A 17,108-nucleotide genomic window follows, 5' to 3' on the forward strand; every position below is an offset into this window, starting at 1 on the left:
TCGGGGCGACCCTCCGCCTTGCGATCGCACGCACCAGACGCCGCCGGGCCTGCCCTTCGGGCAGACGACGCTACTTTCGAAACACGCCCTAGGCGGGTGCCGACCCCGGACACCTGTGCTTTTCGGCGCCTGTCACGGGGGCCCCGGCCCGCCCGGCGTTCGGGAAGGGCATCACGAGGCGGTCACGATCGCTCGCTTGACACGGCATGCGTACTTGCCGACCCACGGGCGCCCGGCGTAGACCAGTGCACCGGGACAGCGCTCAACGTTCGACGAGGAACGAAGAACGGGGCAGTGATGCGCAGCACGAGCAACACCATCCGCATACGCAGGACCGTGAAGGCAGCCGCCGGCGTCCTCGCGGGAGCACTCGCGCTCTCGCTCACCGCGTGCGGCAGCGACGACGACAAGAGCGACGGCGGCGAGAGCACCGGCACCAAGGCGTCCGGCAGCACCCTCGCCCTTCCGAAGCTGGACGGCACGACACTGGAGGTCGCGGCCGTCTGGACGGGCCCGGAGCAGGCCAACTTCAAGAAGGTGCTGGCCGAGTTCGAGAAGCGCACCGGCGCGAAGGTCACCTTCGTACCGGCGCAGGACCCGATCATCAACTTCCTCGGGTCGAAGATCGCGGGTGGCCAGCCCCCGGACGTGGCGATGCTGCCGCAGCCGGGCGCCATCAAGCAGGCCGTGGACAAGAAGTGGGCCAAGCCGCTGGGCGCCGAGGCCCTCGAGGAGCTCCGGAAGAACTACTCGCAGGGCTGGCAGGACATCGGCAAGGTCGGCACGGAGCAGTACGGCGTCTACTACAAGGCCGCCAACAAGTCCCTGGTCTGGTACAACGCCAAGGTCTTCGAGAACGCGGGCGCGAGCGAGCCCAAGACCTGGGACGAGTTGCTGACGACCGCTCAGACCGTCTACGACTCCGGCGTCACCCCGTTCTCGATCCCCGGCGCGGACGGCTGGCCGCTGACCGACTGGTTCGAGAACGTGTACCTCTCCCAGGCGGGCCCGGAGAAGTACGACCAGCTGGCCAAGCACGAGATCAAGTGGACGGACCCCTCCGTGAAGGAGGCGCTGACCACGCTCGCGCAGATCTGGGGCAAGAAGGACTACGTGGCGGGCGGCGCCGACGGTGCCCTCCAGACGCAGTTCCCGAACTCCGTCACCCAGACCTTCACCGGCGGTGACCAGCCCAAGGCCGCGATGGTCTACGAGGGCGACTTCGTGCAGGTCAACATCGCGCAGACGGACGCGAAGATCGGCACGGACGCGAAGGTGTTCCCGTTCCCGAAGGTCGGCGACACCGCGCCGGTGGTCTCCGGCGGTGACGCGGCGGTCATCCTGAAGGACTCCAAGGGCGCGCAGGCGCTGGCGACCTTCCTGGCCTCGCCGGACGCGGCGGAGATCCAGGCGAAGCTGGGCGGCTACCTCTCGCCGAACAAGAACGTCGACCCGGCGGCGTACCCGAACGACGTGCAGCGCAAGATCGCCGAGGCGCTGGTAGCGGCGGGCGACGACTTCCGGTTCGACATGTCCGACCAGGCCCCGCAGGCGTTCGGCGGCACGCCAGGCAAGGGCGAGTGGAAGGACCTCCAGGACTTCCTGAAGAACCCGACGGACGTGGCCGGCATCCAGGCGAAGCTGGAGTCGGACGCGGCAGCGGCGTACGGGAACTGAGCCGGTCATGGCATCGGCCGGTGCGGCGGGGGCTCCCGGAGCCCCCGCCCCTCCTCGCTCGCGCGGAAGCGTGACCGGCACCCGCAGGACGGTGGCAGCCCTGTTCCTGCTGCCCGCCCTGGTGCTGCTGGGCGCGCTCGTGGTCTACCCGATCGGGTACTCGGTCGTGCGCAGTTTCTACGACCAGTCCGGCGACGGCTTCGCCGGCATCGACAACTACCGGGCCCTGTTCACCGACGACGGCATCCGCACGGCGCTGAAGAACAACGTGCTGTGGGTGGTGTTCGCGCCGACCGTGGCGACCGCCCTCGGCCTGATCTTCGCGGTGCTGACCGAACGCGTCCGCTGGGGAACGGCGTTCAAGCTCGTCGTCTTCATGCCGATGGCGATCTCGATGCTCGCCGCCGGCATCATCTTCCGGCTGGTGTACGACCAGGACCCGGACAAGGGCGTGGCGAACGCGGTGTGGGTGGGCGTGCACGACACGTTCGCGCAGTCGTCGGCGTTCCCCAAGGCCCACCCGGGCCGCCGGTCCCCGCTGGAGCCCGCGAAGGGCGGCGGGTTCCTCACCGCGGAGCCGGTCCGGGCGGGCGAGCCGGTCTTCCTGCCGCTGGTCGGCGTGGCCCCGGACCAGATGCCCGGCGGCGCGGAGAAGGCCGCGCCGGCCGAGCCCGAACCGGGCAGGGTCACCGGCACGACCTGGCAGGACTTCACCCGCGGCGAGGGCGTCGGCACGCTCGGCGCCCCCGACCCGTCCGAACTGGGCTACGCCGGGATGCGGATCGAGGCCGTCAAGGACGGCAAGGTCGTGGCGTCGGCCACCGCGGCCGACGACGGCACCTTCACCCTGCCCGCGGCGGCCGACGGGGCGCGGCTGCGCCTGCCCGCGAGCAACTTCGCGGAGACCTACAACGGCCTGGACTGGCTCGGCCCGTCCCTGGTCACCCCGGCCATCATCGGGTCGTACATCTGGATGTGGGCCGGCTTCGCGATGGTGCTGATCGCGGCCGGGCTGGCGAGCGTGCCGCGGGAACTGATGGAGGCGGCGCGGGTGGACGGGGCGAACGAGTGGCAGGTGTTCCGCAGGGTCACCGTGCCGCTGCTCGCGCCGGTCCTCGCGGTGGTCGCCGTGACCCTGATGATCAACGTCCTGAAGGTGTTCGACCTGGTCTTCATCATCGCCCCCGGCTCCTCCCAGGACGACGCGAACGTGCTCGCCCTGGAGCTGTACCGCAAGGGCTTCTCCGAGGACCAGCCGGGCATCGCCAGCGCCATCGCGGTGTTCCTGCTGCTGCTGGTGATCCCGGTGATGTGGTTCAACGTACGTCGGCTGCGACGGGAGGTACGGCGATGAAGGCGCCCGTCGGGACGGTCGAAGCCCCCGTGGAGACCGTGAGGGCGAAGCGTTCGCCGGCCGCACGGATCGTGGAGAAGCTGGGCGGCGGTGCCGTCCGGGTCTGCCTGATCCTGGTCGGCCTGTTCTGGCTGGTGCCGACGATCGGTCTGCTGATCTCCTCGCTGCGCTCCCCCGAGGACATGAGTGCGAGCGGCTGGTGGAAGGTGTTCGCCGAGCCGTCCCAGCTCACCGTGGACAGCTATCAGAAGCTGCTGGAGAACGGCGACATCACCGACTCCCTCCTCAACACGGTGCTGATCACCGTCCCGGCGACGGTCCTGGTCGTGGTCATCGGCTCGCTCGCCGGATACGCGTTCGCGTGGATGGAGTTCCCGGGCCGCGACTGGTGGTTCCTGGCGGTGGTCGGTCTGCTGGTGGTGCCCGTGCAGGTGGCGCTGATCCCGATCGCCGAACTGTTCGGCAAGGTGGGCCTGTTCGGCTCCGTCCTCGGCGTGGTCCTCTTCCACGTGGGCTTCGGTCTGCCGTTCGCGGTGTTCCTGCTGCGGAACTTCTTCGCGGAGATCCCCCGTGAGCTGCTGGAGGCGGCCCGTCTGGACGGTGCCGGTGAACTGCGCCTGTTCACACGGGTCGTGATGCCGCTGGGCGGACCGGCGATCGCGAGCCTCGGCATCTTCCAGTTCCTGTGGGTGTGGAACGACATGCTGGTGGCACTGGTGTTCACCGACGCCGACAGCCAGCCGATCACGGTCGCCCTCCAGACCCAGGTACGGCAGTTCGGCAACAACATCGACGTGCTGGCGCCCGGCGCGTTCATCTCGATGGTGGTCCCGCTGGCCGTGTTCTTCGCCTTCCAGCGGCAGTTCGTGTCCGGCGTGATGGCCGGCGCGGTCAAATAGGCGCTGCGGCAGGGGGGGTGGGCGCCACCGGCCCGCCCCTCCCCGTTCACCCGGTGTCCCCCGGATGCCGTAGGGATACGTAACCAAGTCACTCCATCGGCCGTTGCTCGGACCAGGCCCTGTCGTCCGCGCCGACCCATGGATGTCCCTTGCCCAGGTTCAGTGTCATCGTCCCCGCGTACGAGGTTCAGGCGTACCTGCACGAGTGCCTCGAATCCGTGCTGTCCCAGTCGTACACCGATCTCGAGCTGATCGCCGTCGACGACCGTTCGCCGGACGCGTGCGGCGAGATCATCGACGAGTTCGCGGCCCGCGACCCGCGCGTGCGCGCCCTGCACCTGCCGGAGAACGCCGGACTGGGCGGCGCGCGCAACGCGGGCATCGCCCAGGCCGGCGGCGACTACCTGCTGTTCCTCGACTCCGACGACACGCTCACCCCGGGCGCGCTGCGCGCGATCGCCGACCGGCTGAAGGACACCGGCGAGCCGGACGTGCTGGTGTACGACCACGCCACCGCGTTCTGGACGGGTGAGACCGAGCGCAACAGGTTCGCCGAGCACCTCACCGAGCGGGGCCCGGCGCCCTTCCGGCTGGAGGACCGGCCGGGGCTGCTCAGGGTGCTGATGGTCGCCTGGAACAAGGCCTATCGGCGGGAGTTCGTCGAGCGGACCGGCCTGACCTTCCCGCCCGGCTACTACGAGGACACCCCCTGGACCTACCCGGCGCTGATGTCCGCGGGGTCGATCGCGACGCTGGACCGGGTCTGCGTCCACTACCGGCGGCGCCGCGGCGGCAACATCCTCTCCACCACCAGCCGCCGGCACTTCGACGTCTTCGACCAGTACGACCGGGTGTTCGCGTTCATCGACCGGCAGCCCGAACTCGCGCACTGGCGACCGGTGTTGTTCCGCCGCATGGTCGACCACCTGACGACCGTGTTCACCAGGCCGGACCGGCTGCCGCGCGGTTCCCGCGGCGAGTTCCTGCGCCGGGCCCGCGCCCACTACCTCCGTCACCGCACCCCCGGCGCGCCCGTCCCGCTGCGCTCCCGGCTGCGCCACGGTCTGGTCCACTTCGGCCTGCACCGCACCTACCGCACCCTCCAGGCGGCCATGGTCCTGCGCCGCCGCCTCCGCGGCCTCGCCGCGCGACTGGCCCGCGTGCTCCGGGCCGTCTGCCTCCAGGCCCACTACCGGATCCAGCTGCGCCTGCCGTTGCACGCCGACCGGGCCGTCTTCGCCGCCTACTGGGGCCGCGGTCACGGCTGCAACCCGGGCGCGCTGGAGAGCGCGTTCCGGGCCTTCGCGCCGCAGGTGCGCACGGCGTGGATCGCCCTCCCCGAGCACCAGCACACCGTCCCGCCCGGCACGCGCCCGCTGCGTCCCGGCACGGCCGCCTACTGGACGGCGCTGGCGCGCTCCACGTACCTGGTGAACAACGTCAACTTCGACCGGCGGCTGGTCAAGCGCCCCGGCCAGGTCTTCGTGCAGACCCAGCACGGCACCCCGCTCAAGCACATGGGCCTCGACCTTCAGGAGCGTCCCGCGGCGGCCCGCGACATGGACTTCGCGGAGTTGCTGAGGGGCGTCGACAAGTGGGACTACGTCCTGTCCGCCAACCGCCACACCACCCTGACCTGGGAGCGCGTCTACCCCGGCGGCTACACCACGCTGGAGTACGGCTATCCCCGCAACGACGTCTTCCAGCGGGCCACCGCCGCGGACGTGGCCCGGCTGCGCGAGGAGCTCGGGATCCCCCGCGACACGGTGGCCGTCCTGTACGCCCCCACCCACCGCGACTACCGCCGCACCCAGCGGGCCGGACTCGACCTGGAACGGCTCCCGGACCGGCTGGGCCCGCGCTTCGTGATCCTGGCCCGCGCCCACTACGGGCAGCCCGTCGCCCTGCCCGCGGACGGCCGGGTCATCGACGTCAGCGGCCACCCGAGCGTGGAGTCCCTCTGCCTGGCCTCGGACGTCCTGGTCACCGACTACTCGTCGATCATGTTCGACTACGCCGACCTGGACCGCCCGATCGTCATCCACGCGGAGGACTGGGAGGCCTACGAGGCGGCCCGCGGCACCTACTTCGACGTGCGCGCCTTCCCGCCGGGCGCGGTCGCCCGCACCGAGGACGAACTGGTCGACATCTTCACGGCCGGCCACTGGCACGACTCCCGTGCGGCCCGGCTGCGCGCCGCGTTCCGCGAGCGGTTCTGCCCGTACGGCGACGGACGCGCCGCCGAGCGCGTCGTACGGCGGATCGTGCTGGGCGAGACGGACCTGCCGCCCGTCGTGCCGCTCGCCGAGCGCCGCCCCGTGCCGTCGGCGGCGGCGACGCACACGCGCCCCGCGCTGGCCACCGTGCCGCAGCCGTCGAGCCCCCGCGTCACCAGCCACTAGAAGCCGCGCAGCCGTGCGGGAAGCCTCACCGACGGTCACCGGCAGTCACCCGACACGGACAAGCCAGACACAGAAAGAGCAGCATGCCCCGCTTCAGCATCATCGTTCCGTCCCACGGGGCAGCCGGCCGGCTGCCCCTGGCACTGGACTCCGTCCTCGGCCAGTCGTTCGGCGACTTCGAGCTGATCCCGGTCTGCGACGCGCCCGACGCCCCGGCCGCGGCCGTCGCCGCCGGGTACGCCGGACTGGACGGCCGGGTGACGCCGGTGTTCTCGCCGCCGGAGGCGGGGCTCGCGGGGGCGCGCAACACCGGTCTGCGGGCGGCCACCGGCGCGTACCTGCTGTTCCTGGACGGTGACGACACGCTCGCGCCGGGCGCGCTGGACGCGCTGGACGCCCGGCTGACCGAGACGGGCGAGGTCGACGTCCTGTACGCCGAGCACGAGCGCACCCCGTGGTGGGAGGGCGAGCCGGCCAACCCGGCGGCCCCGCTGTTCGCCGGGGCGCCCCAAGGAGCCTTCGGCCCCGGCGAGGCCCCCGAGGTGACCGGTGTGCGGCTGCCCGTGTGCAGCGCCGTCCACCGGCGCGACTTCCTCACCGCGCACCGGCTCGTCTTCCCCGAAGGGCCCTTCACGGACCTCGGCTTCGGCGGCCTGGTCACCGTGCACGCCGAGCGGGTCGCGGTGCTGCGCCGCGTCGTCGTACGGCATCTGCTGCGGCGGCAGGGCAGCCGGCTCGACCTGCCGGGCGAGCACCACGCCGACCTGCTGGCACAGACGGACCTGGTGCTCACCAGGGCCGCCGGACGCGGCTTCCGCGGTGCCCTGTTCGCCCAGCTCTTCGCCGCCGTCCTGAAGACGGCCGCACATCCGGCCCGGCTGCCCGCCTCCGGTCGCCGCGCGTTCTTCCGCCGGGCGACCGCGCTCTACCGGCGGCACCGGCCGGCCGGGTTCCGCGTGCCGGGCGGGAGCCTCGGCGTGCAGCACCGGCTGCTGGCGGCGGGGGCGTACACGGCGTTCCGTGCGCTGCGGGGCGTCAACCGGAAGGTGTCGGCGGCCGCCCTGCGCGTCCCGCGCCCCCGCGGACTGCGCACCCGGCTGTACTACCGGCTCCAGCTGCGCCGCCCCGTCGATCCCCACCTGGCGGTGTACTGCGCGTACTGGGGCCGGGGTTACGCGTGCAGCCCCGCCGCGATCCACGCCAAGGCCGCCGAACTCGCTCCGCACATCCGCTCGGTGTTCCTCGTCGAGCCCGGCCAGGCGCACGCCGTACCGCCGGGGATCGACCACGCCGTGATCGGCAGCCGTCGTGCCTGGCGGCTCCTGGCGCGCGCCAAGTACCTGGTCAACAACGCCAACTTCGCGGAGGGCGTGGTCAAGCGCGAGGGCAGCGTGCACCTGCAGACGCAGCACGGCACCCCGCTGAAGAAGATGGGCGTCGACCAGTCGACGTACCCGGTGGTGGCGGCGGCGACCGGCAGCTTCACCAAGCTGCTGGGCCGCGTCGACCGCTGGGACTACAACCTGTCCTCCAACACCCACTCCACCCAGATGTGGGAACGCGCCTTCCCCGGCTCGTACGAGCAGCTGGAGTACGGCTATCCGCGCAACGACGTCTTCTACACGGCGACCGCCGAGGACGTCGCCCGCGTCCGGCGCGAGCTGGGCGTGCCGGAGGGGAGGACGGCCGTGCTGTACGCGCCCACCCACCGCGACCACCGGACCGGCTTCGACCCCGGCCTGGACCTGGAGGCGTTCTGCGAGGCGGCCGGCGACGACGTCGTCGTCCTGCTGCGGGCGCACTACTTCTACGACCGGGGGGCGCGCCGGGGCTCCGGCCGGATCATCGACGTGACCGCGCACCGCTCCTCCGAGGACGTGTGCCTGGCCGCCGACGCGCTGGTCACCGACTACTCGTCGATCATGTTCGACTACGCCAACCTGGACCGCCCGATCGTGGTGTACGCCGACGACTGGGACGTCTACACCGAGACCCGGGGCGTGTACTTCGACCTGCTGGCGGCGCCGCCGGGCCCGGTCGCCCGCACGCCCGAGGAGCTGGCCCGCGTCTTCGCCGACGGCACCTACGCCTCGGAGGCGTCCCGGTCGCTCAGAAACGTCTTCCGGGCCCGCTTCTGCCAGTTCGACGACGGCCGGGCCGCCGAGCGCGTGGTGCGCCGGGTGCTGCTCGGCGAGCCGGCGGAGGCGATCGAGCCCGTGCGGCCGCTCGCCGAGCGCGTCCCGGCCCCCGCCGCCTCCCCTCTCGTGATCTCGTAAGGAGCTGACTCCCGCAGTGCCCCGCTTCAGCATCATCGTCCCCTGCTTCAAGGTGCAGGGCTTCCTGCGCGAGTGCCTCGACTCGGTCCTGGAGCAGTCGTACCGGGATCTCGAGGTGATCGCCGTCGACGACCGCTCCCCCGACGGCTGCGGCGCGATCCTCGACGAGTACGCGGCCCGCGACGACCGGGTGCGGGTCCTGCACCTGCCGGAGAACGTGGGCCTCGGCCGCGCCCGCAACGCGGGTCTGCCGCACGCGAGCGGCGACTACCTGTTCTTCCTGGACAGCGATGACACCCTCACGCCGGGTGCCCTGCGCGCCATGGCCGACCGCCTCGACGAGGCCGCGGGACCGGAGGTGCTGGTCTTCGACTACGCCCGCACCTACTGGTGGGGCGGCACCCGCCGCAACGCCCTCGCGCACGTCCTCGCGGAGTGCGGGGACGCCCCGTTCACCGCAGCCGAGCACCCGGAGATCCTCGACCTGCTGATGGTCGTGTGGAACAAGGTGTACCGGCGGGACTTCGTCGAGGACAACGGGTTCCGCTTCCCGCCCGGCTACTACGAGGACACCCCCTGGACCTTCCCGGTCATGCTCAGCGCGCGGCGGATCGCCACGCTCGACCGGATCTGCCTGAACTACCGCCAGCGCCGCCAGGGCAACATCCTGTCCACCACCAGCCGCAAGCACTTCGACGTCCACGACCAGTACGAGCGGGTCTTCGCCTTCGTGGACTCCCGCCCCGAGCTGGCGGACTGGCGGCCCTACCTGCACCGCAAGATGGGCGAGCACTGTCTGGACATCCTCGCCAAGCCGGACCGGCTGCCCCCCTCCGACCGGCGCGAGTTCTTCCGCCGGACGGCCGAGCTGTTCGCCCGGCACCGCCCGGCCGGCGAGCCGGTGCCCGCCGGGCTGCGCGTGCTGCGGGGGCCGTACGCCGCCTACGCGGCCCGGCGGCAGGGCGCGCGCGCCGGGCGGGAGATCGCCCGGCGGGCCGCGCAGGCGCGCGGGGCGGCCGCAGGGCGCGTCCGCCGGGGCGTGGGCGCCGTGCAGGCCCGGCGCCCGCTCGATCCGCGGCTGGTGGTGTACTCGGCGTTCTCGCACCGGGGCGTCCTCGGCGACCCGGGCGCCGTGTACCGCAAGGCGCGCGAGATCGCCCCGCAGCTGCGCGGGGTGTGGGTCGTTCGGGACGAGGAGACGGCGGCCCGGCTCCCGGAGGGGGTCGAGCACGTGCTGCTGGACTCCCCCGCCTACCGCCGGGTGACCGCGCGGGCCGGCTTCTTCGTCAACAACGTCAACTGGCCCGGCAGCCTCGTCAAGCGCCCCGGCAGCGTCCACATCCACACCCACCAGGGCACTCCGCTGAAGTACATGGCGGCCGACCTGCTGGACCGGCCCGGCGCCCGGTTCGGCGTGGACGTGCCGCAGATGCTGCGCCGCGCCGACCGCTGGGACCACAGCCTGGTCGCCAACCCGTACTCCGAGCTGGTGTGGGAGCGGGCCTATCCCTGCCACTTCGCCTCCGCGCGCACCGGCAGTCCGCGCAACGACGTGCTGGTGGGCGCCGGTGCGCAGGCCGGTCCGCGGGCCCGCGCCCGCCTCGGCATCCCCGCGGACCACACGGTGGTGCTGTACGCGCCGACCCGCCGGGAGTACGTCCGCGGCGGCCACGTGGACCGGATCGACCTGGCCCGGTTCGCCGCCGACCTCGGCGAGGGCCACACCCTGGTGGTGCGGCTGCACCCGTCCCTGGCGGCCGGGCACGCGCGCGGGACGGGCCTGTCCGACCTGCACCGGCGCGGCGTCGTCGTCGACGCGACGGACGTCCCGGACGTCGAGGAGGTGATGCTCGCCTCCGACGTCCTGGTCACCGACTACTCGGCCCTGATGTTCGACTACGCCCACCTGGACCGGCCGATCGTGGTGCACGCCGACGACTGGGCCGCGTACGCGGCGAGCCGGGGCACCTACTTCGACATCACCGCCGAGGCGCCGGGCCACGTCTCGCGCAGCTACCGGGAGCTGGCCTCCCTGATGGCCTCGGGGAGCTGGCGCGACGAGGAGTCGGCGCGGCTGCGGGCCGGTTTCCGGGAGCGGTTCTGCGTGTACGACGACGGGCTGGCCGCGGAGCGGGTGGTGCGGACGCTGCTGCTGGGCGAGGAGATGACCGGCCCCGCCACGGCCCGGGTGCCCGCACCGGCCGTCGCGGGTGACGTGCTGGCGTCCAGGTGAGGCTGCGCCCGCGCTCCTGGGTGCTCGTCCTGGCCGTGGCGTACGCGCTGCTCCAGCTCGCGAACGTCACCGGCCGGGACACCCCGGACAGCAAGAACTACCTGTCGTACGCGCTGAGCCTGCGCGGGGACGGCAAGCAGGAGGCGGCCGCGGCGACGATCGACTGGGCGTGCGAGGGCGAGGCCTCGATCGCGGCCCGGCGGCAGAGCGTGGACGTGGTGCGGTTCCACCGGGCCGACCCGGGTGCCGAGGTGCTCGCCGCGTGCCGGGAGCGGGAGTGGCGCACCGTCGGGGCGCGGCTGGCGGCGGGGCAGACCGGCGGGCACACGGTGCCGTTCATGCCGGACCGCTTCATGCGGATCTTCGAGGCGCGGCCGGGCTACCCGCTGTTCCTCGTGCCGTTCCTCACCCTGTTCGGCGTGACCTGGGGGATGTGGGCGGCGGGGGTCACGGCGGCGGTGGCGGGCGGGGTGCTGGTCTTCCTGGTCCTGCGCACCCTGCAGGCTCCGGCCGGGGTCTGCCTGACCGGGCAGGCCCTGTACTACGTCCTGCCGGTCGGTACGACCGCGATGCGCCCGATGGCCGAGGGCCTGATGCTGGCGCTGACCCTCGTGGCGGTGTGGGGCGGCGCGCTGGCCCTGGACGGGCGGGTGCGGGCGGGGGTGTGGACGACGGTCGGCGCGCTGGCGGCCCTGTTCGCGGTCAAGCACTCGCAGGCCCTGTTCCTCGGGCTCGCCCTGGCGGCCGCGGGCGCGCTGATCGCGGTACGGCGCCGGCGGCGGGGGCGGCCGGTGGGGCGCGGGGCCGTGGCGGTGGCCGCGGCGGGCGCGGGCGGGGCGGCGGTGACGCTGCTGCTCGCCGGACTGCTGCGGTACCCGTCGGAGTCGGAGAGCCTCCAGGACCTGCTGACCCGGCACTTCACGCGGCTGGACCGGGAGCGGCCCTGGCCGGAGTTCTGGCAGTTGCAGCAGCGGTTCTGGCCGGAGTGGCTGCGCCGGCAGCTGTGGGAGCCGCTGTTCGCGGCGGCGCTGGCGGGCGGGGCGTGGGGGGCGCTGCGCGGGCCGCGGCGGGCGTTCGGTGTGCTCGTGGTGGCGGCCGCGTCCACCGGGTTCCTCACCCAGGCCGGGCACCCCGACATCGCCATCTGGGGCGGGCGGCTGATCGTGCTGGCCTGGCTGCTTCCGGTGCTGGGGCTGCCGCTGCTGCTGGAGCCGCTGGTGCGGGGCCGGGTGGCGCTGCCGGCGCAGGAACGGCCCGATCGGACTCACTCGATGAGGTGACGGACGCGAGGCTATTGACGCGGGCGGGAACATACCGCCAATGCCCCTCTTTGTTCCGGTCCGATGAGCGTCGGCGTCCTGACCTGGCGTCCCGTGCGCGGCGCGACGGCGCTGTACGGCGGGCGCGGTCCGCGTCCGACGCCCTACCAGGTCTTCGGGTTCCTGTTCTGGCTGGTGATGTCGCTGGCGTACTGGCGCGTGCCGCTGTGCTGCGACGCCGGGCAGCACGCGGCGGTCGTCGAACGGCTGCGGGCCGACCTGTTCGACCCGCGCCATCCGACGGGCGACCTGCCGGGCGCGGGCAGCCCGTACTACTCGCCGTACGCGGTGGTGCAGGGGGTGTTCGCGCGGCTGACCGGGCTGTCGGGCTGGGAGGTGCTGCGGGTGGCCGGCCCGGTCAACCTGGCGGTGCTGCTGACCGGCGTCGGCCGCCTCACGCGCGCGCTCACGCCGCGGCCGTGGGCGCCGGTGCTGGCGCTGGCGGCGATGACCCTGCTGTGGGGCACCGAACGGGCCTGGTGGAGCGGTTATCTCAACCTGATGTCGATGACCGGCAACCTCGGCTATCCGTCGACCTTCGCCATCGGGCTCGCGTTCTGGGCCTGGGCGTGGACCGCCACGCGCGCGCGTGACGCGCGGGCCGTGCGGTTCGTGGGCCCGAGCGGGCTGCGCGGCTTCGCCGGGTACGTGGCGCTGGGCGGCCTGTACGGGGTGATCCTGCTGGTGCACCCGATCACGGCGGTGGCGGCGGTGACCGGGGGTGTGGCCTTCGTGGCGGGCCGGCAGCGCGGCCGGCGCCCGGCGGTGGTGCTGCGCTGGGCCCTCATGGGCACGGCGGCCCTGCTGACCGCCGCCGCGTGGCCGTACTTCGACGTGTTCGCGCTGGCCGGCGACGGCAGCGTCGACGCGATGCACCGGCGGCTGTACGAGGGGCTCGCCGGGCATTTCTGGCTGGCGCTGCCGGGCGTGCCGGCGCTGTGGCTGCGGGGCCGCAGGAACGGCGTCCGCGATCCGCTGGTGCTGATGTTCGCCCTGGACGTCCTGGTGGTGGCGTACGGCTGGGTCAGCGGCCACTACACCTACGGGCGGATCCTCGGGCTCACGCTCGTGCCGCTCCAGTTCGCGCTCGCGGTGGAACTGGCGGCGCCCCGGCCGTGGGGCGCGGGGCGGCGGGTGCTGGGGGCGGTCGCGGCGGTCGCGGCCTGCGTCGGTTTCCTCACCGTGCAGGCCGGGGCGGTCGTCCCGCGCGCGGTGGACCCGGTCGGCTTCGCCCAGCCGCCGCGCTGGCCGGCGTACGACTGGGCCGCCCGGTACATGGCGCCCGGCGAGGTGGTCGTCGCGGACGGCTACTACGCCGTCCACATGATCGCCGGGTACGGGCCGAACCTCGCCGCCCCCGCCTGGCCGGACGCGGCCCTGGACGAGCGGGAGCGGCTGCGGCGGCTCGCGGACGTACGCGCCTACCTCGCCCCGGAGTCGACCCGCGCCGAGCGGTCGGCGATCGTCCGCCGTCACCGGGTCCGCTGGCTGCTGCTCACGCGCTGGCACCGGGTGCCCGAGGAGGCCGTGGTGGTGGCGTGGAGCCGGGAGACGGGCGAGGTGCTGGCGCGGGTCGCTCCGTGACGCCGGTCACTCGATGACGAGGTCGACCTCGATGTTGCCGCGGGTGGCGTTGGAGTACGGGCAGACCTGGTGGGCCTGCTCGACCAGCTTGCGGCCGGTCGCCTCGTCCACGCTGTCCGGCAGCTCGACGCGGAGGGCGACCTTGAGGCCGAAGCCCTCGCCCTGCTTGCCGATGCCGACCTCGGCGGTCACGGCGGCGTCGGCCAGGTCGACCTTGGCCTGCCGGCCGACCAGGCCGAGGGCGCTGCCGAAGCAGGCCGCGTAACCGGCGGCGAAGAGCTGCTCGGGGTTGGTGCCCTGACCGTCGCCGCCCAGCTCCACCGGCATGGCCAGGCCGAGGTCGATCCGGCCGTCGGAGGAGACGGTGCGGCCCTCGCGGCCGTGGGTGGCGGTGGCGACTGCGGTGTAGAGCGCGTCCATGGATGAACCATCCCTCTCGGAAGTCTGCGTTCGGGGGTGGCCCGCCCTCGCGCCGTTCGCGTCCGGGCGGCCTCACGACGACAAGTAGAGCACACAATTCAATTGGGCACAACTAAATGGCCCGCAAGAGCTACTCTGGAGGCATGACCCCGATGTCGACCCCCGATGCCGCCGCTGCCGACGCCGCCGGCTCGCAGGAGAACTGGCTCCGCCTGGACAGCCAGATCTGCTTCTCCCTCCAGGCCGCCTCGCGCGCCTTCAACGGCGTCTACCGCGTGATCCTGAAGGACCTCGGGCTGACCTACCCGCAGTACCTGGTGCTGCTCGTGCTCTGGGAGCAGGGCGAACTGCCCGTCAAGAAGCTGGGCGAGCACCTGCGCCTGGACTCCGGCACGCTCTCGCCGCTGCTGAAGCGCCTGGAGTCGGCCGGCCTGGTGCGTCGCGAGCGCAGTGCCCGCGACGAGCGCTCGGTGGAGGTCCACCTGACCGAGGCGGGTACCGCCCTGCGCGCGCGGGCGGTGCGGGTGCCGGTCCGGATCGCCGCCGCGACGGGCCTCGAACTGGCGGAGATCGCCGAACTGCGCGAACGCCTCGACCAGCTCACCACCGCGCTGGACGGGGCAGCCCGGCAGGAGGAGCTCGGCGACGCGCGGCGGGCGGAGCCGACCGGGGACGCCGGCGACGACCGGTGACCGGGGGACCCACGGGACGCGAGGCGCCGCCGGTGTCCGAGGGCTGTCCACAGGCCCGGCGGGAGCGCCCGGCGCCTGCTTCACTGTGAGACGGCCCCCCGCGGGTCCACCGCGGGTGCTTTCCCGTGCGACCCGTCGCTCACGAGGCGGACGCACCACTCACCGACGAGGGGGGATCAGGACATGACCTGGCTGATCACGGGCGGCGCCGGCTACATCGGGGCGCACGTCGTACGGGCGATGACCGGAGCGGGCGAGCGTGCGGTGGTCTACGACGACCTGTCCACCGGCGTCGCCGAGCGCGTGCCGGCCGGGGTGCCGCTCGTGGTGGGCTCCACGCTGGACGGTCCGCTGGTCTCCCGCACCATCGCCGAGCACGCCGCCACCGGCGTCGTCCACCTGGCGGGGAAGAAGCAGGTCGGCGAGTCGGTGCACCGGCCCCTGCACTACTACCGGGAGAACGTGGAGGGACTGCGCGTCCTGCTGGAGGCGGTCACCGCGGCCGGGGTCCCGTCGTTCGTGTTCTCCTCCTCGGCCGCCGTCTACGGCACCCCGGACGTCGACCTGGTCACGGAGGAGACCCCGTGCGCGCCGATCTCCCCCTACGGCGAGACGAAGCTGGCCGGGGAGTGGCTGGTCCGCGCCGCCGGCCGGGCCGCCCCCCTGTCGACGGCGTCGCTGCGCTACTTCAACGTGGCCGGCGCGGCGAGCCCCGAGCTGGCCGACACCGGCGTGTCCAACCTGGTCCCCATGGTCTTCGAGCGCCTCACCCAGGACGCGGCGCCCCGCATCTTCGGCGACGACTACCCCACGCCGGACGGCACCTGCGTGCGGGACTACATCCACGTGGTCGACCTGGCGGAGGCGCACGTCGCCGCCGCGCACGCCCTCCAGGCCCCCTCCGGCCGGGACCTCACCCTCAACATCGGCCGCGGGGAGGGCGTCTCCGTCCGCGAGATGATCGACCGCGTCAACGCCGTCACCGGCTACGACCGGCCCCCGACGGTCACCCCGCGCCGCCCGGGCGACCCGGCCCGCGTGGTCGCCTCGGCCGAGCGCGCCGCCGCGGAACTGGGCTGGAGGGCCAAGCTCGACGTCCAGGACATGATCGTCTCGGCCTGGGAGGGCTGGGTACGGCTGCACCCCGAGGCGGCGCGGGCGTAGCGGCGCCGCCGGGGGGGACGCGTCCACGGCTCGTCCGGGTACGCCGGGGACCCGCTCAGAGCGCCTTGATCGCCTCCGCGGTGGCCCGCGCCAGGGCGCCCAGGTACCCCTTGGGCAGCTTCGGACTGCGGATCACCACGGAACGCCAGTAGAGCGGTCCGGAGATGAGGTCGAGCGCCAGTTCGTCGTCCAGGTCCCCGCGCACCTCGCCGCGCCGGGTCGCCGCCGCCACGATCTTCAGGGCGACGCCCTCCTGCCCGTCCCGCAGCGCCTTCTGCATGGCCTCGGCGATCTCCGGGTTGCGGGCCGCCTCGGCCTGGAGGTCGGGGATGATCTGCGAGGCCACGGGGTGCCGCAGCGCCCGTGACGTCACCTCGTACAGCACCCGCAGATCGCCTTCGAGGCTGCCCGTCTCCGGTGCCGGCAGGCCCTGTACGGCGATCGCCGAGACGATGTCCAGGACGAGGTGCAGCTTGGAGCGCCAGCGGCGGTACACGGCCGTCTTGCCCACCCCGGCGCGGCGGGCGATGCCCTCGATGGACATCCGCGCGTAGCCGACGGTCGCGAGCTCCTCGAACACGGCCGCCCGGATGGCCTCCGTCACGTCCTCACGGAGCACGGCCGCCCCCGCGGGGGCCCGGCGGCGAGGACGCGTCTGGGGCCCGTCGGCGTTCGTCGTCATGCGAACCAGCATAGGGCGTGACGACGATACGGTCCCGTCCCTACGCAAAGCGTCGTGGCGTCACGACGAAACGGTGCCGTCGCCGCGAGAGACCCCGGCGCCCCGGCCGTGACGCACCGGTGCCATCGTCGCGGCGCGACGGTCTCGTCCCGGCGACGGATGCGTCTCGTCCCGGCGTCACCCCGGTCTCGTTGTCGCCTCGGAACGGTCTCACCGCCGCAACGAACCCGCGGCCCCGTGACGACGAAACGGTTGCGTTCCGACGCCCACTCGGCCTACGCTCGCGTTGCGACGATACGGTGCCGTCCCGACGTAAGAAAACGTGATGAGAAGCGTGAGAAAACGCCGGCCGACGGCGGGACAGCCGGACGCGCGCACCCCCACCCCCCGAGCGAAAGCAGCGGAT

At 73.2% G+C, this 17,108-nt stretch carries 12 protein-coding genes; 10 read left to right on the plus strand and 2 right to left on the minus strand.

Annotated elements, in window-relative coordinates; translation table 11 throughout:
• Nucleotides 1-297: 297 nt before the first annotated feature.
• The 8 genes from AB0N31_RS30625 to AB0N31_RS30660 all read left to right on the plus strand — a co-directional run bounded on the left by AB0N31_RS30625 (nt 298) and on the right by AB0N31_RS30660 (nt 13,744).
• Nucleotides 298-1,677, plus strand: coding sequence for an ABC transporter substrate-binding protein (locus tag AB0N31_RS30625; RefSeq protein WP_366061710.1), 1,380 nt, complete (start codon nt 298-300; stop codon nt 1,675-1,677).
• 70 nt (nt 1,678-1,747) lie between these two features.
• Nucleotides 1,748-3,031: a sugar ABC transporter permease gene (locus AB0N31_RS30630; protein WP_366061711.1), complete on the plus strand. Its 1,284-nt coding sequence runs from the start codon at nt 1,748-1,750 to the stop codon at nt 3,029-3,031.
• Nucleotides 3,028-3,930 carry a carbohydrate ABC transporter permease gene (locus tag AB0N31_RS30635; protein WP_366061712.1) on the plus strand — a complete coding sequence of 301 codons (903 nt, stop codon included), beginning with the start codon at nt 3,028-3,030 and terminating at the stop codon, nt 3,928-3,930. The genes AB0N31_RS30630 and AB0N31_RS30635 overlap by 4 nt, the downstream gene beginning before the upstream one ends.
• Before the next feature lie 149 nt (nt 3,931-4,079).
• Nucleotides 4,080-6,332 carry a bifunctional glycosyltransferase family 2 protein/CDP-glycerol:glycerophosphate glycerophosphotransferase gene (locus AB0N31_RS30640; protein ID WP_366061714.1) on the plus strand — a complete coding sequence of 751 codons (2,253 nt, stop codon included), beginning with the start codon at nt 4,080-4,082 and terminating at the stop codon, nt 6,330-6,332.
• 83 nt (nt 6,333-6,415) lie between these two features.
• Entirely contained in the window at nt 6,416-8,608 is a 2,193-nt protein-coding gene (locus AB0N31_RS30645; protein WP_366061715.1) for a bifunctional glycosyltransferase family 2 protein/CDP-glycerol:glycerophosphate glycerophosphotransferase, read from the plus strand.
• A 16-nt stretch (nt 8,609-8,624) separates the two neighbouring features.
• Nucleotides 8,625-10,841: a CDP-glycerol glycerophosphotransferase family protein gene (locus AB0N31_RS30650; RefSeq protein ID WP_366061716.1), complete on the plus strand. Its 2,217-nt coding sequence runs from the start codon at nt 8,625-8,627 to the stop codon at nt 10,839-10,841.
• 2 nt (nt 10,842-10,843) lie between these two features.
• Entirely contained in the window at nt 10,844-12,121 is a 1,278-nt protein-coding gene (locus AB0N31_RS30655; protein WP_366061741.1) for a hypothetical protein, read from the plus strand.
• A 63-nt stretch (nt 12,122-12,184) separates the two neighbouring features.
• Nucleotides 12,185-13,744, plus strand: coding sequence for a hypothetical protein (locus AB0N31_RS30660; RefSeq protein WP_366061717.1), 1,560 nt, complete (start codon nt 12,185-12,187; stop codon nt 13,742-13,744).
• 6 nt (nt 13,745-13,750) lie between these two features.
• Here the strand turns inward: AB0N31_RS30660 and AB0N31_RS30665 are convergent, their stop codons facing one another.
• Nucleotides 13,751-14,164 (minus strand): organic hydroperoxide resistance protein, encoded by a 414-nt coding sequence (locus tag AB0N31_RS30665; RefSeq protein WP_363088587.1) that lies wholly within the window; start codon nt 14,162-14,164, stop codon nt 13,751-13,753.
• A 143-nt stretch (nt 14,165-14,307) separates the two neighbouring features.
• On the opposite strand from AB0N31_RS30665, the gene AB0N31_RS30670 reads away from it, so the two are divergent.
• Nucleotides 14,308-14,856: a MarR family transcriptional regulator gene (locus tag AB0N31_RS30670; RefSeq protein WP_366061718.1), complete on the plus strand. Its 549-nt coding sequence runs from the start codon at nt 14,308-14,310 to the stop codon at nt 14,854-14,856.
• Between the two features lie 183 nt (nt 14,857-15,039).
• On the plus strand, nt 15,040-16,020 hold the full coding sequence (gene galE / locus AB0N31_RS30675; protein WP_366061719.1) for a UDP-glucose 4-epimerase GalE: 981 nt from the start codon (nt 15,040-15,042) through the stop codon (nt 16,018-16,020).
• A gap of 55 nt (nt 16,021-16,075) precedes the next feature.
• Here galE and AB0N31_RS30680 read toward each other — a convergent pair whose 3' ends face one another.
• Nucleotides 16,076-16,702 (minus strand): TetR/AcrR family transcriptional regulator, encoded by a 627-nt coding sequence (locus tag AB0N31_RS30680; protein ID WP_366061720.1) that lies wholly within the window; start codon nt 16,700-16,702, stop codon nt 16,076-16,078.
• Between the last annotated feature and the right edge of the window lie 406 nt (nt 16,703-17,108).

The sequence above is a fragment of the Streptomyces sp. NPDC051051 genome, from assembly GCF_040682975.1.
GTDB lineage: Bacteria > Actinomycetota > Actinomycetes > Streptomycetales > Streptomycetaceae > Streptomyces.